Origin of the sequence: Nostoc sp. EspVER01, from assembly GCF_034530635.1 — a bacterium.
Lineage (GTDB): Bacteria > Cyanobacteriota > Cyanobacteriia > Cyanobacteriales > Nostocaceae > Nostoc.
On the sequence record NZ_JAVRCS010000025.1, the window covers coordinates 86,773 to 106,147 of the forward strand.

Genomic DNA, 19,375 nt, shown 5'->3' on the forward strand with positions numbered 1-19,375 from the left:
ATTGGAAAAATAAACCATGTAGTTAAAAGCACGCTAGGCTAATATGCGATGGGTGACAAATCTTAGACCTATTGCCTAAAGCTAATAGCCCCATGTTAACAACACTTCCAGACACCTCTGCCAACTTGGCGATCGCCTTATTAATTAACTATAGTTTCGATCTCAGTGGGTATAGTGCCAATGAGCTAGTTGAGCGTTGGCAAACGCAATACCCCCTTAATTGGCTACACCTGGCAGTGATTGAGGCACTATATCAAGGTCGTTATAAAGCCGTTTCCGTGCAGCAAATTTTAGTATTTTGGCAGCGCCGGGATCAGGCTACATATCATTTCAACATGGAATTTGAACGGATGATTTGTAGCAAATTTCCTCAAAGCTTAACGTCATCGGCTGCACCAGCTCTACCGCCAGCCAAGAAAAAACCCACTCTAGAGCAAGTGACGAGTCCTCAATTACCACCAGCTAGGATTCGCAATGGCTATCAACACAGCAATACTGCGACTCTCCAACTGAAAAGTTATGAACCAAAAACATCTTTGACCGAAGAAGATGGAAAGCAGGAAGATAGAGACAATAAAACCGTCTTGAAGTCTCCGCTTTCTGGGAAATTTACCTCTTCGGCAACCCTTGAGCGATTATCTGCTGTCAGCCAGAGGCAAACTTCACAAGAAAGTCCAGCGCTTTCCCCATCACAAAACCATCATCAACGACAGCCAAAACTGCTTCCACCTGCTCCTATTCATGCCCCAATCGGGCAATTTACCCCCGAAACAAGCGATCGCTCTGATTCTTTCACATCTAAACTCAAAGCCATGTCTAGCGAACATAACCCAGGTGTGGGGAGCAGGGGAGCAGGGGAGCAGGGGGAGAATGACAAATGACAAATGACATTTTATTCTGCAACTAACAACTTAAAGCGCTCATCGTCGGCAATATCATCAAAATCGAGGTCACTTGCTGCGTCTTCTTTATACCTGGGATTCAGTTCAATCGCTTGTTGTAAAGTTAACAGAGATCGGTCAACTTGTCTTTGCAGTGCGTAACAGGCTGCTTTGTTGTAATAAGCACTGGCATAATCTGGCTTAATTTCTAAGGCTTTGTTAAAACTAGCGATCGCTTCATCATCGCGTCCCAATCTTACCAATGTATAACCGTGTTTATCCCAGATTTTGGGAGAATTGGGTTGGAATTCCAGGGCTTTCTCAAAGGAGACGATTGCCTCTTCGTATTGTTCTAATGCTACTAGGGAAAGACCGCGATTTAACCAGGCAACGGCATCGTCAGGTTTGATTTGTGTAGCTTTGTCAAATGAGGCAAAGGCTTGCTGATGTTGTTGTAAGTTTCCAAAAGCAACGCCCTGATCGCACCAAGCTTGATGATAATCTGGCTGAATCGCAATCGCTTTATCATAGGATGCGATCGCATCTTGGTAGCGTTTCAACCTTCCCAAAGTTAAACCACGTTTTAACCAAGTCACAGGTTCATCAGGTTGGATTTTCACTGCTTGGTTGTAAGCTGCGATCGCATCTTCATAGCGCCTTTGAGAAAACAGATCGTCTCCCTGTTTTACATACTCATCAGCAGTGAATTCCGGTTGTTGCGGCTGTTCCTGTATTTCTTGCTCAACTTCAAAATTCACCACTTCTAGAATCGATTCCGGCGTAATTTCAGTTAGTTCTTGAAGAATTAGATCCTTTCTTTCTTGGGCATCCAATTGTAACTCAGAGAGTTGAGAGACAAACTCAGTTTCTAATCTTTCTAACTTCTCTAAAATGAGAATTTGTTGTTGTTGAGCATTCCATTGTAATTCTGAGAATTGCGAACTAAACTCAGAACCAGATTTTTCTAAATTCTCAATGATTAGCTCTTTAGATTTTTGAGCATCGACTTGTAATTCAGATAATTGCAATTTAAATTCTGACTGCAATACTTCTAAACTCGCAAGAATTTTATTTTTTTGTTCTTGAGCATCTACCTGTAATTCAGATAATTGAGATTTAAGTTCCCGATCAAATATACCTAAATTGTTAACGGCAATCTCTTTTTGCTGTTGAGCATCAACGTGTAATTCGGATAACTTTTCTACAAATTCTGCCTGTAATTTTGTTAAACTTTCAAAAATTATATCTTTTTGCTGTTGAGCATCAGACTGCCATCCAGAAAGTTGAGATGTGAACTCAGACTTTGATATTTCTACATCAGCAACGGCTAGTTCTTGCTGTTGTTGCACACCTAACTTTAACTTAGATAGTTCTTCTGCGATCGCAGATGCTAATTTTCCTAAATTTTCCAGTGCTATATCTTTTTGTTGTTGAGCATCAAACTCTAACTTAGATAACCCCAACGCAAATTTTGACTCTAAATTTTCTATATTTTCTTGAGATTTTTTTAGTTCCGCTTCTAATCTACTTAATACCTGTACTTTATTTAAATCCAGATCGGATATCAGAATAGATACATTTTCTTGTTCATTTTTAATTTTTTGTTGTAAAGCAGTTGCTTCCTGTTCTAATTCAGAATTTATTTTTTTCGCATCTTGAATAACCTTTTCAGCTTCTTGTTTAACGGTGGTTAGCTGATTTTGTAATTTTTCCATTCCCTGGACTTGTTGCATTGCCCTATCAACAATTTCCCGAATTATCACCCGTCGCAACAGCCATAACAAAGCAATGACTGCGACTGGAAAAAGACTTAGTATAACTAGCCAAATATCTAGTAATATAGTTGTGCGGCTAAAAGTGCTTTTAAAATCAGATTGGACTTGCTGTTGAATTCGTTTTTCTGCTCGTAGTCGTGCTAACTCTTCCCGTTCTGAATTCGATAACACCGGAGCCGGAGTTAGTGCTGGGTTGGGTGATGGTGCAGATTGTCCACTGGCGATTCCAATGGATAACAATAAGGGTAAAAATACAATAGTACTTTTTCCAATTAAAGCGAAAACAGCTTGATTTTTGCTCTGCATAACAACCATCTGAGTCTGTTGGTCAGTTTTTGAAGCGGCGTGCCTCTCTCCAATCTATAACAGAATTAAGTGGTTAAATGTTGTAGAGGCAGTGTAAAATTCTGAACAATCCTTAACTAATCCGTTTTCTCGTCCTGAGTGTACGTACAACTTTAGTCGTAGAGTGCAGTCAAGTTTGTGACAATTTTTGGTGATGTCCTACTATAACATTACTATCTTGTATTTATAGATTACTTGTTCTCAAATTAACTTAACAAAGGCGGTAGAAAATGGGTCGCATAAATCCTTACACACTGCAATTGCAGATTACCCGAATGTTTGAGCAAGGGCAATCATTTTTTGCCACAACCAAGGTACAGGAATGGTTGAAAGAACGTAAACATAATCCAGAAGATTATGACATTCTTTTCCATAAAAAACCTGCACCTCCTGGTTCCAAAGAAGTGATGGTTGTGGAAATTGAATTACGCCGTAAAGATGGACAACCTGTAGATCCGTGGTTGCAGGAACAAGCAAATCTCCATGCCTGATTTTCGCAACTATAGCAGTCCTAAATTAGATGTGAAAACTTCTTTTTCTCTTCTTGGTATTTCGCAGAAAAAGCGGTTTGTTCATTTTCACAACTTAGATAGGATTGCTATGTGTGAGTACGCCTACGCCTAAACTCAAAACATAACCTACTGTAAATATTGAAATAAGTTTACACAAAATTTATATATATCTGACAACCTTAAAGATTTAACAAAGATCGTCTTTTGTTGGTTATTTCTTAACCTATATACATTGGTTAAAAGTTTATTTAAGTGAGATTACAGAATTATTCATTTTTTAGTTTCGGAGATTTTTCTGATGAAATTAGCTAAAGATATTAGCGTTGCGGTTTTTGCTGTTGCTATCTCGGTTGCTGCTGTTGTTAAACCGACGCAAGCTGCCTTAGTTAATTATGATTTCACCGTAAATGCAACATCTGGCGATCGCCCCGGTCAGTATTTTGGCTCTTTTCAGTATGATGACTCCACTTTAACCAATACAGGTCTTGAAACATTGGGAGTGGAGAATGGATTAGTAGTGGCATTCAACTACTTAGGTACTAACTATACAGAGGTAGATGATACTGATTTTAACAGTTTTCCTATAGCTAGCTTTAATAATGGCAAAATTTTGGGACTAAGCTATTTTATTGCAGACCAATTTGCGATCGCAAGCGATCCAAATACTCCAGATGTTGGAGGAAACAACTTTTATCTGATTGATCAATCAGTAAATACAACACAAGTAGGTACTGTAAGCTACGCTAAAGTACCCGAACCGTTAGCTGTTGGTGGTACGGCTTTTGCTGCTGTTATGGGATTGTGGATGCAACGCAAGAAGAGAGCAACAAAAGTTATGGGTTAACTGTAGACAATGAGTAAATCACCTTATCCTTGCCCGTATTTAGGTTAAGGATTAAGGTGATTTAAAACTATTTAAGATACTGTAGTGACAAAGGAGCGATCGCTAAATAAATCTGTTCCTATCGTTTTTAAAGACCACCAATAACGCCACCGTCATTACGGGTAATTACTACCACTGATGAACGTGGGCGACCTGATGGGCCATACCCTTGACTATTAGGCCAATTGCTGCCGAGTGTGGGATTCGAGGCATCTCCGCGATCGCCTGGGTGTTGGATGTTGATAAACATCGCTTTGCCATCGGGTGTACTAGTAATACCAGTTACTTCACAATCCGTAGGGCTGGTTAAGAAGCGCCTAACTTGTTTGGTATTGGGGTCAGCACATGACATAGTGTTGCTACCGATGTTTACCAAGTCGCCGATACCATCACCTGCGTGGTCAGTCTGAATCCAAAGGCGTCCGAAGTCGTCGAACCAGAGACCATCTGGTGAACTTAAATCGTCACCTTTAATGTTGCCCTTGAGATTTGGTTCGGGTCTAGTTTTGTCGCCAGCTTCAAAGAAGATATCCCATTTGAAGGTAGTTGCTGTAACGCTGCGTCCATCTTCGCGCCAGCGAATGATGTGACCGTAACGGTTGTCAGGACGTGGGTTGGGAGGATTCACGGGAGGACGCGCACCGCCTGCTGCTGTTGTGCCGTCTGGCTGGTTGGAGGAAACTGGAGTTGTGCCCCGACGATTATTGTTGGTCAATGTGCAGTAGACTTCAATCTCTTTATATCCACCGATCCGAGGACGCACAGCTACCCACTCTGGGCGATCCATCATGGTTGCGCCGACTCTATCCGCAGCTTGTCTTGTCTTAACCAGCACTTCAGCTTGGTTTCTGAAACCGTTCTCTGGTGTCAAACCATTCTGACCGTAGACCAAAGGAAGCCACTTACCAGTACCGTTGTCATTGAATTTGGCAACGTATAAAACACCGTTATCAAGCAAATCGCGGTTAGCAGAACGATTTCCGGGATTGAAAGTTTGGGCACAAACGAACTTGTAGATATACTCGTTGCGCTCGTCATCACCCTGATAGAAAGCAACACGGTTATTGTCATCAACAACAACCTGAGCGCTCTCATGCTTGAACCGACCAAGGGCAGTACGCTTGACTGGTTTGCTTTGCGGATTGTAGGGATCAATCTCAACCACCCAGCCGAATAAATGGGGTTCAAGTGGGTTGGTGCTGGCATCGAATCGTGGATCAACTTCTGGCCAGCGATAGCTAGACTGTCTAGGTACACCGTATCGATTCTGCCCTGCGAGGATATCAGACTTTTCGATGCCTGGAATTGCAGCTACATCTCCTGTAGGATTAGCAAAGTAGCCGTTCCAGTTCTCTTCGCAGGTTAAGTAAGTGCCCCAAGGAGTATAGCCGTTGGCGCAGTTGTTGAGAGTACCATAAGCGGTGTAGCCGTCATTAAGTGTGCCGGTGTCAACAGAGCCAGTTGGCTGAATTGAAAACTTTTTCGACTTTAACAATGCATCGCCAGCCGCAGGCCCCGATACTCGCATCTTGGTGTTGCCGGTAATGCGGCGACCATAAGACGAATTACGATTAAAACTCCAGCCATTGCCATTTTTGGAAATTTCCACAACAGACACGCCATGAGCAGCCTGAGACTTCCGTACCTTGGCAATTGTGACTACATCCAGGCCATCTGGATGCAAAATTGATTCCTGGGTGTACTCATGGTTAACGCACAACAGACCAGTATTGATGGGCTGGTTTAAAAAGCCTCTTAGCGATCTTGTTTGTGAACTTACTGTCCGACCAACAACATTCCCTGGTTGTAAAGGAAAGTAGTGCATCCCATCATTGTGCATACCAAACTGCTTTTCTTGAGCAGCCGCATCTTGGGAGGCATCTGCTAGCCAAGTCGGGCCACCAGGTGCAATCGGATCTCCCCAAGCAATCAGCACTTTGGCTGTATAACCTTCAGGAACACTGACAAGATCCTTTTCCAGAAGTCCTGTAGCTGGGTTGAGTAGATTCGGTGGAATGCTCTTGAAGCCTATGCCAGCAAATCCAGTTCCCTTGGGAATCGGCGCTGCATCAACACTTTGGAGAAAGCCACCGATGGAAACATCGCCCACAACAGTTAGCACCGACGTACCCACAGCCGTCATGATGAACCGCCGCCGACTCAAGCTAACGCGGTCAATCACATCACGAATTGACTCGTTACCAGATGGGTTGAGGGTCAAATTGTTTTTAGGGTGAGAGCGTCCTTTCATTCTTTGTTCTCCGTTTAAGGCTTGCGAGGTTGCTATTCAGTTCATCTCTCAATAACATGAGTAATTTGGTAAATAAAAACTCTATATATTTACAACAATTACTTAGATTTTTATTGAGATTTGACACATATTTAACAGCTAATAGATAGCAATGAATAACAAATTAAGACTGTCTGATGCTGCTTACACAGACTAAAATAGTCATGCTTACTTTAATTTAGTTACTAAGTATTAACATTGGGTTATATATTGATTAATTTGAATTTATCAATAACTTTCTTTGATCAGAATATATTTTCGATAATTGAAGAAGAATTCAGAAGTCGCGGGTCTGAATTCCCGACTGATTGAAGACTAGCAAACTTCAATTTGGCGGGGGTCTTACAGGTATTTTCAGGTAGATAGACCTGTCGTAGGGGCGCAAGGACTTGCGCTCCTACGACAGGTGTGGTTCAAATATATGAAAATTGCTGTAAACCGAATTATTCAGACATTAGTAGACTACTGTCAGCTTTTCCGGTCATAATTCAGGATGAATTATGTTTGACAAATACAGATGGCTATCTGAGACTAAATTTCGGCAAGCAATAACTGTAATATGGGTAACAACACAAACACTAAAATTAAGGTATTTGGCATCAATAGACAGTCTTTATCCTACAAAATAAAGTTATTAAAAATAATGTGAGATGTGAGTCAAAGCTGATATATTACAGCAGATATAATAACCGCTCAGAATAAATTTCTGGGCGGGCGATGGTGCTAATTGAGAGTGTTGTAAAATATCAGCTTAAATAAACTGACTGCGAGAATTTTTCGGGCGAATACCAATTACAGATGGTCGGGGGATACCTGTAGCTTGCTCCTTACCACCATCACTTTTCGAGATATTACTTGGCCAACTACTGCCACGAGGTAAACTTCGAGTTTGATTGAATGTAGTACCATTCAAATCTAGTAATTCAATGCTGCGACTTAGGATTGTGCCATCGTTAATTGGACAATCTTCACCAGGATGTTGTACTGAAATAATCAGTGTATTTCCGACAAAAGTTGGCCCGGTCATTTCGCAACGCACTGGCCCATGAGCAAACGGTATTACCTGTCCGGCATTTGCACCACTGGTAGGGATAAAAAATAGCCAGTTATTACCGAATACTCCGGTAAAATCAGAAACATTACCACTAACGGTATGATCGATTTTGGTTTGCTTACCTTCAGCACCTACATCAAAACCGTTGTGAGTGTCGGTAGACATATCCGTGACACCCCAAACATTTCCCTGATTGTCAAAAACTAGATTATCAACGTTGGCAAAACCAGCACCATTAACTGAACCTGCTTCGCCACCTTGGGCAAATCTCTGCCACCGGAAGGTTAAACCTGTGGCATCAGCACTATCTTCAATAATTTTGTACAGTCCTCCTGATTGCTGAGTCGCCTTGGCATCTGTACTTAACTTGGCAACTTGAAAAATCCGCGAATCAGGATAACCATCGCTTCCTGGCGCACCATCAGTATAGGCAATGAAGACTTCTTTGGTGGTTGGATGCACTTCTACATCTTCTGGACGCGCTGTGGGAGTTCCCCCGACTAAGTTTGCAGCTAAAAAGGCGTCAGTGAGTACAGCACCTTGGCTAGAGTAGAAGTCAGAGAGTTTCTTATTTTGATAATCAGGTAGTGCTTTTGTTTCGTTAGTGCGATCGCATTTAAATGTACCACCATCTTTGGTTTCACCTGCAATCCCATTGCGTCTCGGTAGTGGTAAAAGACCTTCTTTTTGTACTTTCTGCAAGGCAGCAAATTCTACAGAAGATAGAACTGTCGGTGTAATTGGATTGGTAGCAGTAGTTAAAAGTAACGGTATCCATTTACCTGTACCGTCTGGATTGTAACGGGCAACATACAAGGTTCCCTTTTCCCATAAGCTACTGTTCGTTTTACTGGTGGGTGAAGAAATAGTTTTTGCGCTGACAAATTTCCAAGTGTGTCCCCCGCGTCTGTCATCACCCAAGTAAGCAACCAATTTTTTGCCTTTTTCAACGCGCAGGGCAACATTTTCATGGCGAAAACGACCCAAGGAAGTGTGTTTGCGGGGGCGGTATTTCGGATTTTTGGGGTCAATTTCTACAATCCAGCCGTATTTTTCGCCAACTAAACCAAAAGTCTTGCCGATAGTTTTGTCTGTATAATCTGTCTGAGTACCATTAGCTTTGACTCCTTCTGTGAAGCTATTTTGGAAGTTCTCTTCCGCAGATAAAATCGTTCCCCAAGGAGTTTTACCGCCAGAACAGTTGAAGGCAGTACCAATAATTTTGTTGCCCAATTCATCAGAGGAGAGATTAAAAACTTGGGTTGCAGCTGGGCCAGTTCCGATTAAATAATTTTTGTCACCTTTTTGATGATTGCGACTTCCCCAAGCTGTGATACTTTTGTAGTCATCATTGCGTTGGCTATTAATTCCTAACCCAGATAGACCATGAATGCGGCGATTTTTAGCATCTTTTACTACAGCAAAACGTTTATTCTTATTCTGGCGAGAGATACGAACGATTGAGCCGCCTTGATTATATAAAAATTCACCTTCAACTTCAATATTTCTGCTGGAGGGTAAAGCCCAACCAATTACGTTTTCAAATGCGTCGGGCAGTCCTTTTAGATCGGATGAATCTTCTACGACTAAACTAGAAAATGGAAAACTAATGTATTCATGATTTACCCATAAATAGCCGACATCATTAGTTTTTGCAAGGGGAATAAACCCAGTGAAATCGTTATTATAACCGAAATAATCATCTTTGTTGGGAAAGACGCGATCGCCCCAACTGACAATTACATAACGTTCGTACTCTGGCGGCACTATCACATCATCAATAACGTTGTAGCTACCTAACTTAATATCCGCAGATACATTAACTACTTCTCCCTGACCAATTCCTGTTGGCAAGAAATTTTTCTGTTGTTGATAAATTGGTAAAGGATGTGGTAAGCGTACAGGTGTAAAGCTGATACTGGGCGTTTTTACATCTGCCCCACTAGCAAAACTATTTAGAAGTTTGTCTCCCAAAATAGCAGCACCAGCACTGCCAGCAAGAAATATTAAAAGTTCTCTCCGACTTAATTTAGACATCAAACTTTCCTCTGTGTGACAGAAAAAACTAGTAGAAATAAACTCTAATTTCTGAAAATTTGCCGCTTAAATAACGAATAAGTTATTAACAATAAAGGGATAATTATTTTATTATTTACTTTAATTGAAAATAATTAAGCTAAGGTTATAAGTGAATTAACTAAAAATTATCCCTCTTACTATTTCCTTAGCCCGAATCAAGTAAGGAACAGTGTAAGCGCCCCATCTGTCCTATCCTGGAGATGGATAAATCAATAGTGTTGTGGGTGAGACTGTGTTTTTCAGCGTTGTGATACCGACTTATAATCGCCAACCGATTTTAGAAAAGTGCCTCCGCGCCTTGGAGTTGCAGGAGTTAAGTCAGCCAAGTTCCGTTACTGGTTACGAGATTGTCTTGGTAGATGATGGTTCTACTGATGGCACATTGGAGTGGTTAGCAGCACACAAAGAGGAGTTTCCTCATGTGCGCTGGTTTCAGCAAGATCATGCTGGCCCAGCTGCGGCTCGAAATTTGGGGGTAGAACAGGCGCAGGGAGACACAATTATCTTTATTGATAGCGATTTAGTAGTGTTGAAGAACTTCCTGCAAGCTCATGCTGACGCACTAGTGCAGGGGAAAGAGAAATTGAGGAGCGATCGCTTTTTCACTTACGGTGCAGTTATTAATACTTGTAATTTCAATAATCCAACGGCTGAACCCTACAAAGTCACAGATTTTTCAGCAGCTTTTTTTGCTACGGGAAATGTAGCAATTCCCAAACATTGGTTAGATAAAGCGGGACTTTTTGATACTAGTTTTCAACTCTATGGCTGGGAAGATTTAGAATTAGGTGTGCGGTTGAAAAAACTAGGTTTGACACTAATTAAATGTCCAGAAGCTGTAGGATATCACTGGCATCCAGCATTTAACTTGGAGCAAATTCCCCGATTGATTGACCAAGAAATTCAACGCGGACGAATGGGAGTTTTATTTTATCAAAAGCATCCAACATGGGAAGTGCGAATGATGATTCAAATGACTTGGCTGCATCGCTTACTTTGGGGGATTTTGTCACTCAATGGTACGTTAAATGAACGGACAATGGCTCCGTTATTGCAATGGCTAATTAACTTAGGTAAACCGCAATTAGCTTTAGAAATTGCCCGAATTTTCCTCAATTGGTACAACGTGAAGGGTGTTTATGAAGCCTATGCTCAAATGCAGCAAGTATTATGATTTAAACACCTTTGGGAAGTACCACCGTGTAATCAACCGTGTAAAGATGCAGTATGTCGGGATTTAGGGGAAAGCCGACATGGGGTTAAAAGCGCCTACAGTAGAGTATTCAACCCCAAATCAGCCCAATCATTGTCACTATGTTACGCTGTTTTACTTTTGCCCTTGCTGTATTTTTTATGTATCTTCTCAATTGCAAATTCATGCTCATTTAAGCTTTGTTCTCGAATCTCAACCCAAGCAAGTAACATATTTGTCAAACTCGGCCACTCAATTTTCAGGATAAAATCACTATCGTAGAAGCTGATTACGGGTGAGGTAACTTGCTGTTCTTCACTACCAATTACAGCTAATATTAAATCCTCAAAACAATCAATCGGGAACCAGCGTGGATCAATCTTGTCATTGTGTATAGCTTGACGTACTAAACCTTTGTACATACTCATAGCTTTTTCTAACGAAAAAAAAGAATCATCAGTAATAAAGGGAAAGTTAAAGTAATTATCAAAGGAGTTCCAATCTTTTGATGTGTCAGCCAAACCAATAGGTAAACAACCATTACCTTTTTGATATAAATCAATTATTTCTAAAGGTAACTGGAATGGATAATCTCTTGTAATTTCTTGTATTTGTTCAAGAGTTAATTTCGGAGTAGAGTAATTAGATACTACTTTTTGAAATGTTTCAGGAGTAAGAGACTTTCGCAGTTCCTGTACATCTTTTCCTACTGCGTCATATCCATTATTCAGCATCCAATAAAACACTTTCATGTCAAGACTTGTTGGAGCATCGAAACTTGAATAGTAAGTTGCAATCCGCTCAATAGCTTCTATCATCGCCGACATATCAATTAATCTTCTTATCTCTAAAGGCTTTTTAACTATAATCTCTCTATTAAAGCTAGGAATGTATAGTCAGTTTCTCTCTTAAACTAACTGAGATATATTACGTTAAAATCGCCCCACCCATCAACCGCTCATATCGATACTTCAACTCTTCTTTCATTAAATACCAACGCTCTAAAGTAACATCCATTTCTACTATTTTCTCCGCTGCTTGCCGTGCTAAAAGTAAAACTTCCTCATCGTCAACCAAACTCGCCAAGGTAAAATCTGGCACTCCAGATTGGCGAGTTCCCAGTACTTGCCCTGGGCCACGAAAACGCATATCCATCTCTGAGATGAAAAAACCATCCTGAGATTGTTCCAATACCTTCAACCGTTGTTGAGCATCAGGGCTTCTGGAACTGCTCATCAATAGACAATAAGACTGAGCTGCACCCCGACCAACGCGCCCCCGCAGTTGATGCAGTTGTGATAAGCCAAATCGCTCTGCATTTTCAATGAGCATTACTGTAGCATTAGGTACGTCTACACCAACCTCAACAACGGTAGTAGAAACCAAAATTTGCGTTTGGTTGTCACGAAATTTGGTAATAGATTCGTCTTTTTCAGCGGAACTCATGCGACCATGCAGTAACCCCACTTGAAAATCGGGAAAAACACTTTCCTGTAGCTTTTGATGCTCGTCAACAGCCGATCGCAAATCTAATTTTTCTGATTCTTCCACCAAGGGCAAAACCACATAAACCTGTCTACCTTGGACAATTTCTCTGCGGATCAGGTCGTAAGCATGGTTGCGTTGCTGACCTGACAATACTGTTGTCTGAATCTTTTGCCGCCCCGGTGGTAACTCATCAATTTGGCTCACATCCAAATCCCCGTGTATCGTCAGTGCTAAGGTTCGGGGAATCGGGGTAGCTGTCATAGTTAACACATGAGGTTGATTGCCTTTTTGCTGCAAACGTGCCCGTTGTTCTACCCCAAAGCGATGCTGTTCATCTATCACTACTAACCCTAATTGCTGGAAGTTTACAGGGTCTTGAATCAAGGCATGAGTTCCTACTAACAGAGGTAATTCACCAGTTCCTAACTGAGAATGTATTTGTCTTCGTTTAGCAGCTTTAGTGGAACCTGTCAGTAATTCCACTGGTAAATGCAAGAGGTTAAACCAGCTAACCAACTTGCGATAATGTTGTTCTGCTAAAACTTCTGTGGGAGCCATCAGCGCCGCTTGGTAGCCAGATTGAATTGCTGCAAGGATAGCTAACACTGCGACGACTGTTTTACCAGAACCGACATCACCTTGCACCAAACGATTCATTGGCACAGGTTTTTGTAAATCGTTGAGAATGTCGTTGAGAACTCGTTGCTGTGCGCCAGTAAGTTGAAAAGGCAGTATTTCGTGAAATTTCTCTACAAGTTGACCGCGTGGGACAAGGATGGCGCTGGTTTGAATCGCTCTTGCTTGCTGTTGACGTTGCAGTAAGCCAAGTTGTAGGTAGAAAAATTCATCAAAAACTAGGCGACGACGGGCAACTTTTAAAGCGTCACTATCACTGGGAAAATGGATATTAGCGATCGCATCTTTCAATTCCATCAAACTATACTTCTGCCGCAAACCACTTGGCAACGGGTCTTTTAGGTTAGCCGCAGCAGGCAAAGCAGCAATTACCGCCTGTCGCACTGTATTCGCCACCACGCCTTCAGTTAGTCCATAAATTGGTACTACCCGCCCAATATTTAGCGACTCAATCGTATCTCCTGGACTTGCCAAAACCTCTAGTTCTGGATTATCCAGTGTCAAGCCGTATTTACTTTCTTTCACCAATCCACAGGCCGCCAGAATGCTACCTACTGGATAACGGCGTTTTAAACTTTCTTGCCAAGCGCGACTGCTAAAGCGCGTACCTGCGTAAAAACGGCCAATTTTGATTTGACCGCTGTTATCTTTTACTACCAATTCTAAAATTGATAATTTCTGATTTTTAGGGCTAGTAAAGCAGTTGCAACGCTTTACAGTTGCCACTATTGTCACCGTCTCACCCGCCTGTAACTCGCGGATATTCACCTGACGCGCATAATCAATATGGTCACGAGGATAGTAGAAAAGCAAATCGCGGACAGTGTGTAAACCAAGCCGTGCCAAATTATCAGCTTTTTTAAAGCCTATTTCTGGTAAATCACTGAGTTTTTGCTCAATTTTTGGTGCAAGTCTCCGACTCACCTCAGTAACAATTGGAGATTTTGGACTTCGGCTACGCTCAGTCGAACGATTTTGAACTTTGGATTGATAAGTTTTCCCTTGCTCCCCTGCTCCCCGGTCACTGAGCGTAGTCGAAGTGCTGCTCCCCTGCTTCCCCTGCTCCCCCTCCTCCTCCTGCTGTAGTTGGGAAAGATACCTACGAGTCTCTGCTACCAAATGCTGCCTTTCTTCCTGTGCTAGATGTGGATAACTAGCAAATTGCACCGCTAATCCTTGCCAACGGCGGCGTTCAGTTTGGGGTAAGCCTGTTGGGAATTTGCCCAAAGTTAGGCTGAGAAATTCACTGAAACGGTATTCTCTGCCCATCAAGTCTGTAAAGCCACGTTCAGCTTCTATTGCCAAGGCTTTGTGCAATCGTATCCAATCTGGTTTTTCATTAGTCATTGGTCAGCAGAGTTAGGAGTGAGGAGTTAGGAGGAGCCACTGCGTTGCGGGGGTTCCCCCCGTTGTAGCAAGTGGCGTTGAGGAGTTAGGAGTTAAGAATAAATAACTCATAACTCATAATTCATAACTCATAACTTTATTCAAACCAACTAGCGCGCCATGCAGCTTCCGCTTCAGCGATCGCCTTTTCTTTATATCTTTTTTTATACTCTCGTCCTAGTTTGTTTAGCTGAACTAAAATACTGCGGATTCGCTTGCGATCGGAGGAAAGTGTCACATCAGCAAATTCAATTTCTCCTAGTCGCAAGTTAATAGCCATAATTTGAGTCAGTCCAGAATCTTCTGACTGTTGCTCATTTTCAATTTCAATTACTAAGTTTAATAAATTGGGTGGCCCTGGCATGACCTCCGCAGATGCTTCTGATGCTGCCGCCGCTGCTGCTAAAATCGGTTCTGGTAATTTTTTCGGCAATACTCCAGCTTTTTGTAACAAAAGATTAGCATCGTGCGAAAGTTGTTTCAGTATCTCTTGGGCAACCTCTTCTAATTTCTGTTGCCATTTTGCCAGTTCTATCGGATCGGAGGTGTTGGCAGTGAGATACTGAGAATTATAAGTGTTCAGAAATAGTGAAGATGAAGAGGATATTACTTCCTCATCTACCTCATCCATCTCATCTACTTCATCTTCCCCTGATTCTTCACTTGTAAGATAAATGAGCAATTGTTCAGCTGCCAGTTGACCCAACTTACGAATAGCTTGTTGCAATTGTTGGCGCTGATTCAATGACAAATGCAGAAAGTTTTCGGGATATCCTTGAGTGCAGAGGTGGTAACTTGCGAGAATCAACTGTTTGCGTACAGCTAGTCCCAAGGTATTTAGATAACTAGCATAAGCGCTTTGTAGTTCGATTGCGATCGCCCGGATCGCTTCTTGGAGCGCTGCAATATCCTGCTCAATTCGCTCGATTGCTCTTGCCATATTTTTTCGCTCTTGCCCATCTGAACCATTACATAGTACAAATGTACAAACTTATTTTAGGATAACTTTTCAGAGAATTTTAGATTTTAAATCAAATGCGAAATTTTCTGTCTTTTTTAAATAAAATACAGGTCAGGCTATTTGCTTGACCTGTCCTTTAAGCAGTTAGGAATTAAGAATTATAAGTTATGAATTATGAAGCTAACTTCCTATTAACTCCTAACTCCTAACTCCTAACTCCTAACTAATATTACTTAGTGCCCATTTGTGCAGCGACTTCATCAGCAAAGCTCATTTCTTGCTTTTCAATGCCTTCGCCCAATATATAACGGACAAAGCGAGTCACTTGAATCTCTTCGCCTAATTGTGCCTTCACTTGCTTTATCAAGTCTTCCACGGAAATACTCTGATCGCGAATGTAAGGCTGATCAAGCAAAGTCAATTCTTTCAGGCGTTTTTCAATCCGTCCTTGAACAATCTTTTCTTTGATGTTTTCAGGCTTGTTCGCCAAATCATCCTTGCCCATTTCAATGTCTTTTTCCTTTTGGGCAATTTCGGCGGGGATTTGGTCTACGCTCACATACTCGACATTGGGACAAGCCGCAACTTGCATTGCAGTGTTCCGTGCCAAGGTTTGGAACTCTGAATTAGCAGCTACTGACTCAGTTTGGGAACCCAGTTCTACTAATACACCAACTCGACCACCAGTGTGAATGTAGCTGTCTACTACACCTTGTGTGCCTTCTGCTATTGCAAAATTAACAAAGCGGCGCACTTGGATGTTTTCACCAAGGGTGGCGATAGTTTGCTTGATGGATTCTTCTACAGTCGCACTTTCATTCTCAATATAGGGTTGAGCTAACAAAGACTCAACACTATCAGCTGTCGCTGCTTGCTTTGCTAGATTCTTAACTAAAGCTTTAAAAGCCTCGTTACGAGCAACAAAGTCGGTTTGGCAGTTGACTTCTATGAGTACACCCACCCGACCTCCGGGTTGAATGTAAGTGTCTACTAGACCTTCTGCCGCAATGCGATCGCTTTTTGCTCCCGCCTTAGAGATGCCCTTTTTGCGTAGCCAGTCTGCGGCTTCTTCTACGTTGCCTTCAGTCTCTATCAGCGCCTTTTTGCAGTCCATCATGCCGGCACCAGTTTTTTGGCGTAGCTCTTGGACGAGTTTTGCAGATATTTCCGCCATGTTGCCTCAATTCCTAACTTGACCTCGAGTTGTAATCACTCACCTAATTTAGTACTGAGTACTGAGTACTGAGTTTTGTTAGCGTTAGCTCGGCGTTTAGCCCGTGCTGAGTTTTGAGTGTTCAGTTATCAATTTTATTCTTCATTGACAAATCACAACTTACAACTTCAAAAATCAAGACTCAGCACTATTCAATTTGCTGAGTCTTTCTATCTTACTCAGGACTCAGCACTCAGCACTCTTCACTCAGCACTATTCTTCTGTTTCCTCGTCGGGAATTACGGCATCAGTATATTCGGTTTCTTCGTAGTCATCGTCATACTCACTACCGTCGTAATCTTCGTAATCATCTTCAGCATCCAGCTGACCGTGACGACCTTCATAAATGGCATCTGCCAATTTTCCGACTATCAGCTTAATTGACCTGATAGCATCGTCGTTTGCTGGGATGGGGATATCGACTACATCGGGGTCACAGTTTGTATCCAACATGGACACAATGGGAATACTCAGCTTTTGGCATTCTTGAACTGCATTATATTCCCGCCGTTGGTCTACAATTACCACGATATCGGGGACTTTCCGCATTGTTTTAATGCCGCCCAAGTATTTCTGAAGCTTCGTCATTTCCCGACGTAGCATTGATGCTTCTTTTTTCGGCAATAAATCTAGTGCGCCAGTTTCTTCACGGCGTTCTAAATCTTTTAGCCGGTCAACCCGTGTTTTAATGGTTGCCCAGTTGGTCAACATTCCACCCAACCAGCGTTGGTTAATGTAGTGGGAACCACAACGGCTAGCTTCTTGGGCAATAATTCCAGCTGCTTGGCGCTTGGTGCCGACGAAAAGAAATTTCTTCCCTTGTTCTGCGTGCGATCGCATGTAGTTGTAAGCATTGTCCATCAACTGGGCAGTTTGCACCAAGTCGATAATATGCACGCCATTGCGGGAAGTATAAATGTAGGGAGACATTTTTGGGTTCCAACGCCGGGTCTGATGCCCAAAGTGAACCCCTGACTCCATCATTTGAGCCAATGAAACTACTGGCATATATTTTTCAACTCCGATTCGGGTTAAACCTCCATCCAAGTGTATTTCCCAATCGGGAAACACCCGAATTCTTAGATGTGCGAGATTAGTTAACCATACTAGGTTAGCATATTCCGAAGAGTTGTAGTTGCTTGACCGAGTGAGGTCAAAAAGATAGTGCTGCCTACTCAACAATCGGGCAGCCACTTAGTAATGAAAATCTTGCTGTTTTAAAAGTCTACTCGCGGTCTTCTCGATCTTGGGGTTTGGGTTTTTGTCGCCGTTGTTCGATCTGCTCGTCGATAGTTTCTCTCATTTTGCGATCGGCAGCGTCCATCGCAGAATACTTAAAGCGGTTGACTATACCACTGAACAAGTTGCCAAAAAATCTTTCAATTTCTTGCATAATTTGATACCTCAGTATTTGAAGGTAAATTCTTGACTCTACATCGGTCTTGGACTTTCTAGTGGAAGTAGGAAATAAAACGCTAACCTGTACTTGAAGTATCTATTAGTCTCTTAGCGTCTCTGGGTGCTTAAAAAGCTGGCGGTTTATTTATCCTTTGATTCAGTTTTGCTTGCAAATGACTGTATAAAACAGTCTGATCAATTAAATCAGTATTGTTGAGACTTACTAGTTTGAAACGCGCTAGAGATTTATCTATTGTATTCTCTCTAAGGTAATAAATATAGCAAAGATGCAGGTAACAAATTGTTTACTTGGCATTGGGTTGAGATATAACCAAAAACCTGGAAGATGATCTGGAAAGGCTTGATTTTCTGTTGTGAAAAATTCAGATATAGCAAGTTTTCAAACCAAGAGAGGATCAAGTTTTTCAAACCGTCTTGCAGAAAACTACACATAAAGTTTTATGTATGGTCTAAAATACTACTCATTTCTTGCTGATATCGCTTGGGAGTTGTGCGTAGCATTCGTTGAAACACAGATGTCATGTGACTTTGGTTGCCAAATCCCGCTTCTGCGGCTACCTGTGCTAGCGATCGCTTTTGGTTTTGTAAGAGTTTTTGGGCAAGTTCCAGCCGACACCGGAGGACATATTGATAAGGCGATAGTCCAGTTGTGACTTTAAATGCTCGTGCGAAATGGTAGGGACTGAATCCTACCGTAGCAGCAATCTGGTTCAGGTTAAGTTCCTCGGATAGATGCGCTCTGATGTATTCCAAGGCAGACTTTAACAAATTTGGGTCTAAAAACTCTGGTGGACGTTTGAGCCGTCCAGATAGATTTGAACGTCGGTGAATAATCTGTGCTAACACCGCCGTTGCAACCGATTCTAAGTAAAATGCACCACCAATTTGTCCATTATCAAAAAATTCTTGCATAGCGATCGCAGCACTCAAGCCCCAATGAGTTTTGAGAATTTGCCCTGGCTGTAATTCAATTTTCTGTCCCTCTGCTTCCACTTTGACTATCCGCTCTAGAAAAGATTGGGAATATCCAAACACCACAAAACAAGAAGCATCTTCCACCGAACTATAAGTACTGCCTTGAGGCACAATATCAAAACCTCCTGGTAGCGCTTGGTAAGGTTGCAGTCGATCAGCATTGAAGGCAGCAATCCCACGAGTTTCCCCAAAACTTGTTACCACAAGGTTAAGTGGTGAGCGAATATTGACTTCTAACCTACATTCCGCACCTGAAACTGTCACAAAAGAAATGATAAGGAATATG

14 protein-coding genes are annotated in these 19,375 nt (G+C 41.9%); 4 read left to right on the forward strand and 10 right to left on the reverse strand.

The annotated features are described in order from the left end of the window. The first annotated feature begins 92 nt into the window (after nt 1–92). Entirely contained in the window at nt 93–881 is a 789-nt protein-coding gene (locus tag RMX69_RS20400; protein ID WP_289799064.1) for a hypothetical protein, read from the forward strand. A gap of 11 nt (nt 882–892) precedes the next feature. Here RMX69_RS20400 and RMX69_RS20405 read toward each other — a convergent pair whose 3' ends face one another. Then, nucleotides 893–2,962, reverse strand: a complete 2,070-nt coding sequence (locus RMX69_RS20405) for a tetratricopeptide repeat protein (protein WP_322638535.1) — start codon at nt 2,960–2,962, stop codon at nt 893–895. A 269-nt stretch (nt 2,963–3,231) separates the two neighbouring features. Between RMX69_RS20405 and RMX69_RS20410 the strand changes: the two genes are divergently transcribed. Further along, nucleotides 3,232–3,492: a hypothetical protein gene (locus RMX69_RS20410; protein ID WP_289799066.1), complete on the forward strand. Its 261-nt coding sequence runs from the start codon at nt 3,232–3,234 to the stop codon at nt 3,490–3,492. 319 nt (nt 3,493–3,811) lie between these two features. Continuing rightward, complete coding sequence (locus tag RMX69_RS20415; protein WP_322638536.1) at nt 3,812–4,357, forward strand: PEP-CTERM sorting domain-containing protein; 546 nt, start codon at nt 3,812–3,814, stop codon at nt 4,355–4,357. Between the two features lie 127 nt (nt 4,358–4,484). Here the strand turns inward: RMX69_RS20415 and RMX69_RS20420 are convergent, their stop codons facing one another. Both RMX69_RS20420 and RMX69_RS20425 read right to left on the reverse strand, forming a co-directional pair. Further along, a complete protein-coding gene (locus tag RMX69_RS20420) occupies nt 4,485–6,647 on the reverse strand; it encodes a PhoX family phosphatase (protein WP_322638537.1) in 2,163 nt (720 codons plus the stop codon). A 790-nt stretch (nt 6,648–7,437) separates the two neighbouring features. Continuing rightward, nucleotides 7,438–9,777, reverse strand: a complete 2,340-nt coding sequence (locus RMX69_RS20425) for a PhoX family phosphatase (RefSeq protein ID WP_322638538.1) — start codon at nt 9,775–9,777, stop codon at nt 7,438–7,440. 262 nt (nt 9,778–10,039) lie between these two features. Between RMX69_RS20425 and RMX69_RS20430 the strand changes: the two genes are divergently transcribed. Further along, on the forward strand, nt 10,040–10,993 hold the full coding sequence (locus RMX69_RS20430) for a glycosyltransferase family 2 protein (protein ID WP_322638539.1): 954 nt from the start codon (nt 10,040–10,042) through the stop codon (nt 10,991–10,993). 143 nt (nt 10,994–11,136) lie between these two features. Here RMX69_RS20430 and RMX69_RS20435 read toward each other — a convergent pair whose 3' ends face one another. From RMX69_RS20435 to RMX69_RS20465, 7 genes are all read right to left on the reverse strand, one after another. Beyond that, complete coding sequence (locus tag RMX69_RS20435; RefSeq protein ID WP_322638540.1) at nt 11,137–11,838, reverse strand: SMI1/KNR4 family protein; 702 nt, start codon at nt 11,836–11,838, stop codon at nt 11,137–11,139. Between the two features lie 100 nt (nt 11,839–11,938). Beyond that, entirely contained in the window at nt 11,939–14,482 is a 2,544-nt protein-coding gene (gene recG, locus RMX69_RS20440) for an ATP-dependent DNA helicase RecG (RefSeq protein ID WP_322638541.1), read from the reverse strand. 136 nt (nt 14,483–14,618) lie between these two features. Beyond that, complete coding sequence (locus tag RMX69_RS20445) at nt 14,619–15,461, reverse strand: hypothetical protein (RefSeq protein WP_289799072.1); 843 nt, start codon at nt 15,459–15,461, stop codon at nt 14,619–14,621. 250 nt (nt 15,462–15,711) lie between these two features. Then, the gene (gene tsf / locus RMX69_RS20450; protein ID WP_289799073.1) at nt 15,712–16,656 is read right to left on the reverse strand and encodes a translation elongation factor Ts; all 945 of its coding nucleotides are present in this window, start codon (nt 16,654–16,656) and stop codon (nt 15,712–15,714) included. A 252-nt stretch (nt 16,657–16,908) separates the two neighbouring features. Next, on the reverse strand, nt 16,909–17,703 hold the full coding sequence (gene rpsB / locus RMX69_RS20455) for a 30S ribosomal protein S2 (RefSeq protein ID WP_322638544.1): 795 nt from the start codon (nt 17,701–17,703) through the stop codon (nt 16,909–16,911). Between the two features lie 217 nt (nt 17,704–17,920). Continuing rightward, nucleotides 17,921–18,088 carry a hypothetical protein gene (locus RMX69_RS20460; RefSeq protein WP_322638542.1) on the reverse strand — a complete coding sequence of 56 codons (168 nt, stop codon included), beginning with the start codon at nt 18,086–18,088 and terminating at the stop codon, nt 17,921–17,923. 464 nt (nt 18,089–18,552) lie between these two features. After that, nucleotides 18,553–19,375, reverse strand: an 823-nt coding sequence (locus tag RMX69_RS20465; protein WP_322638543.1) for an AraC family transcriptional regulator, incomplete at its 5' end; no start/stop codon positions are given.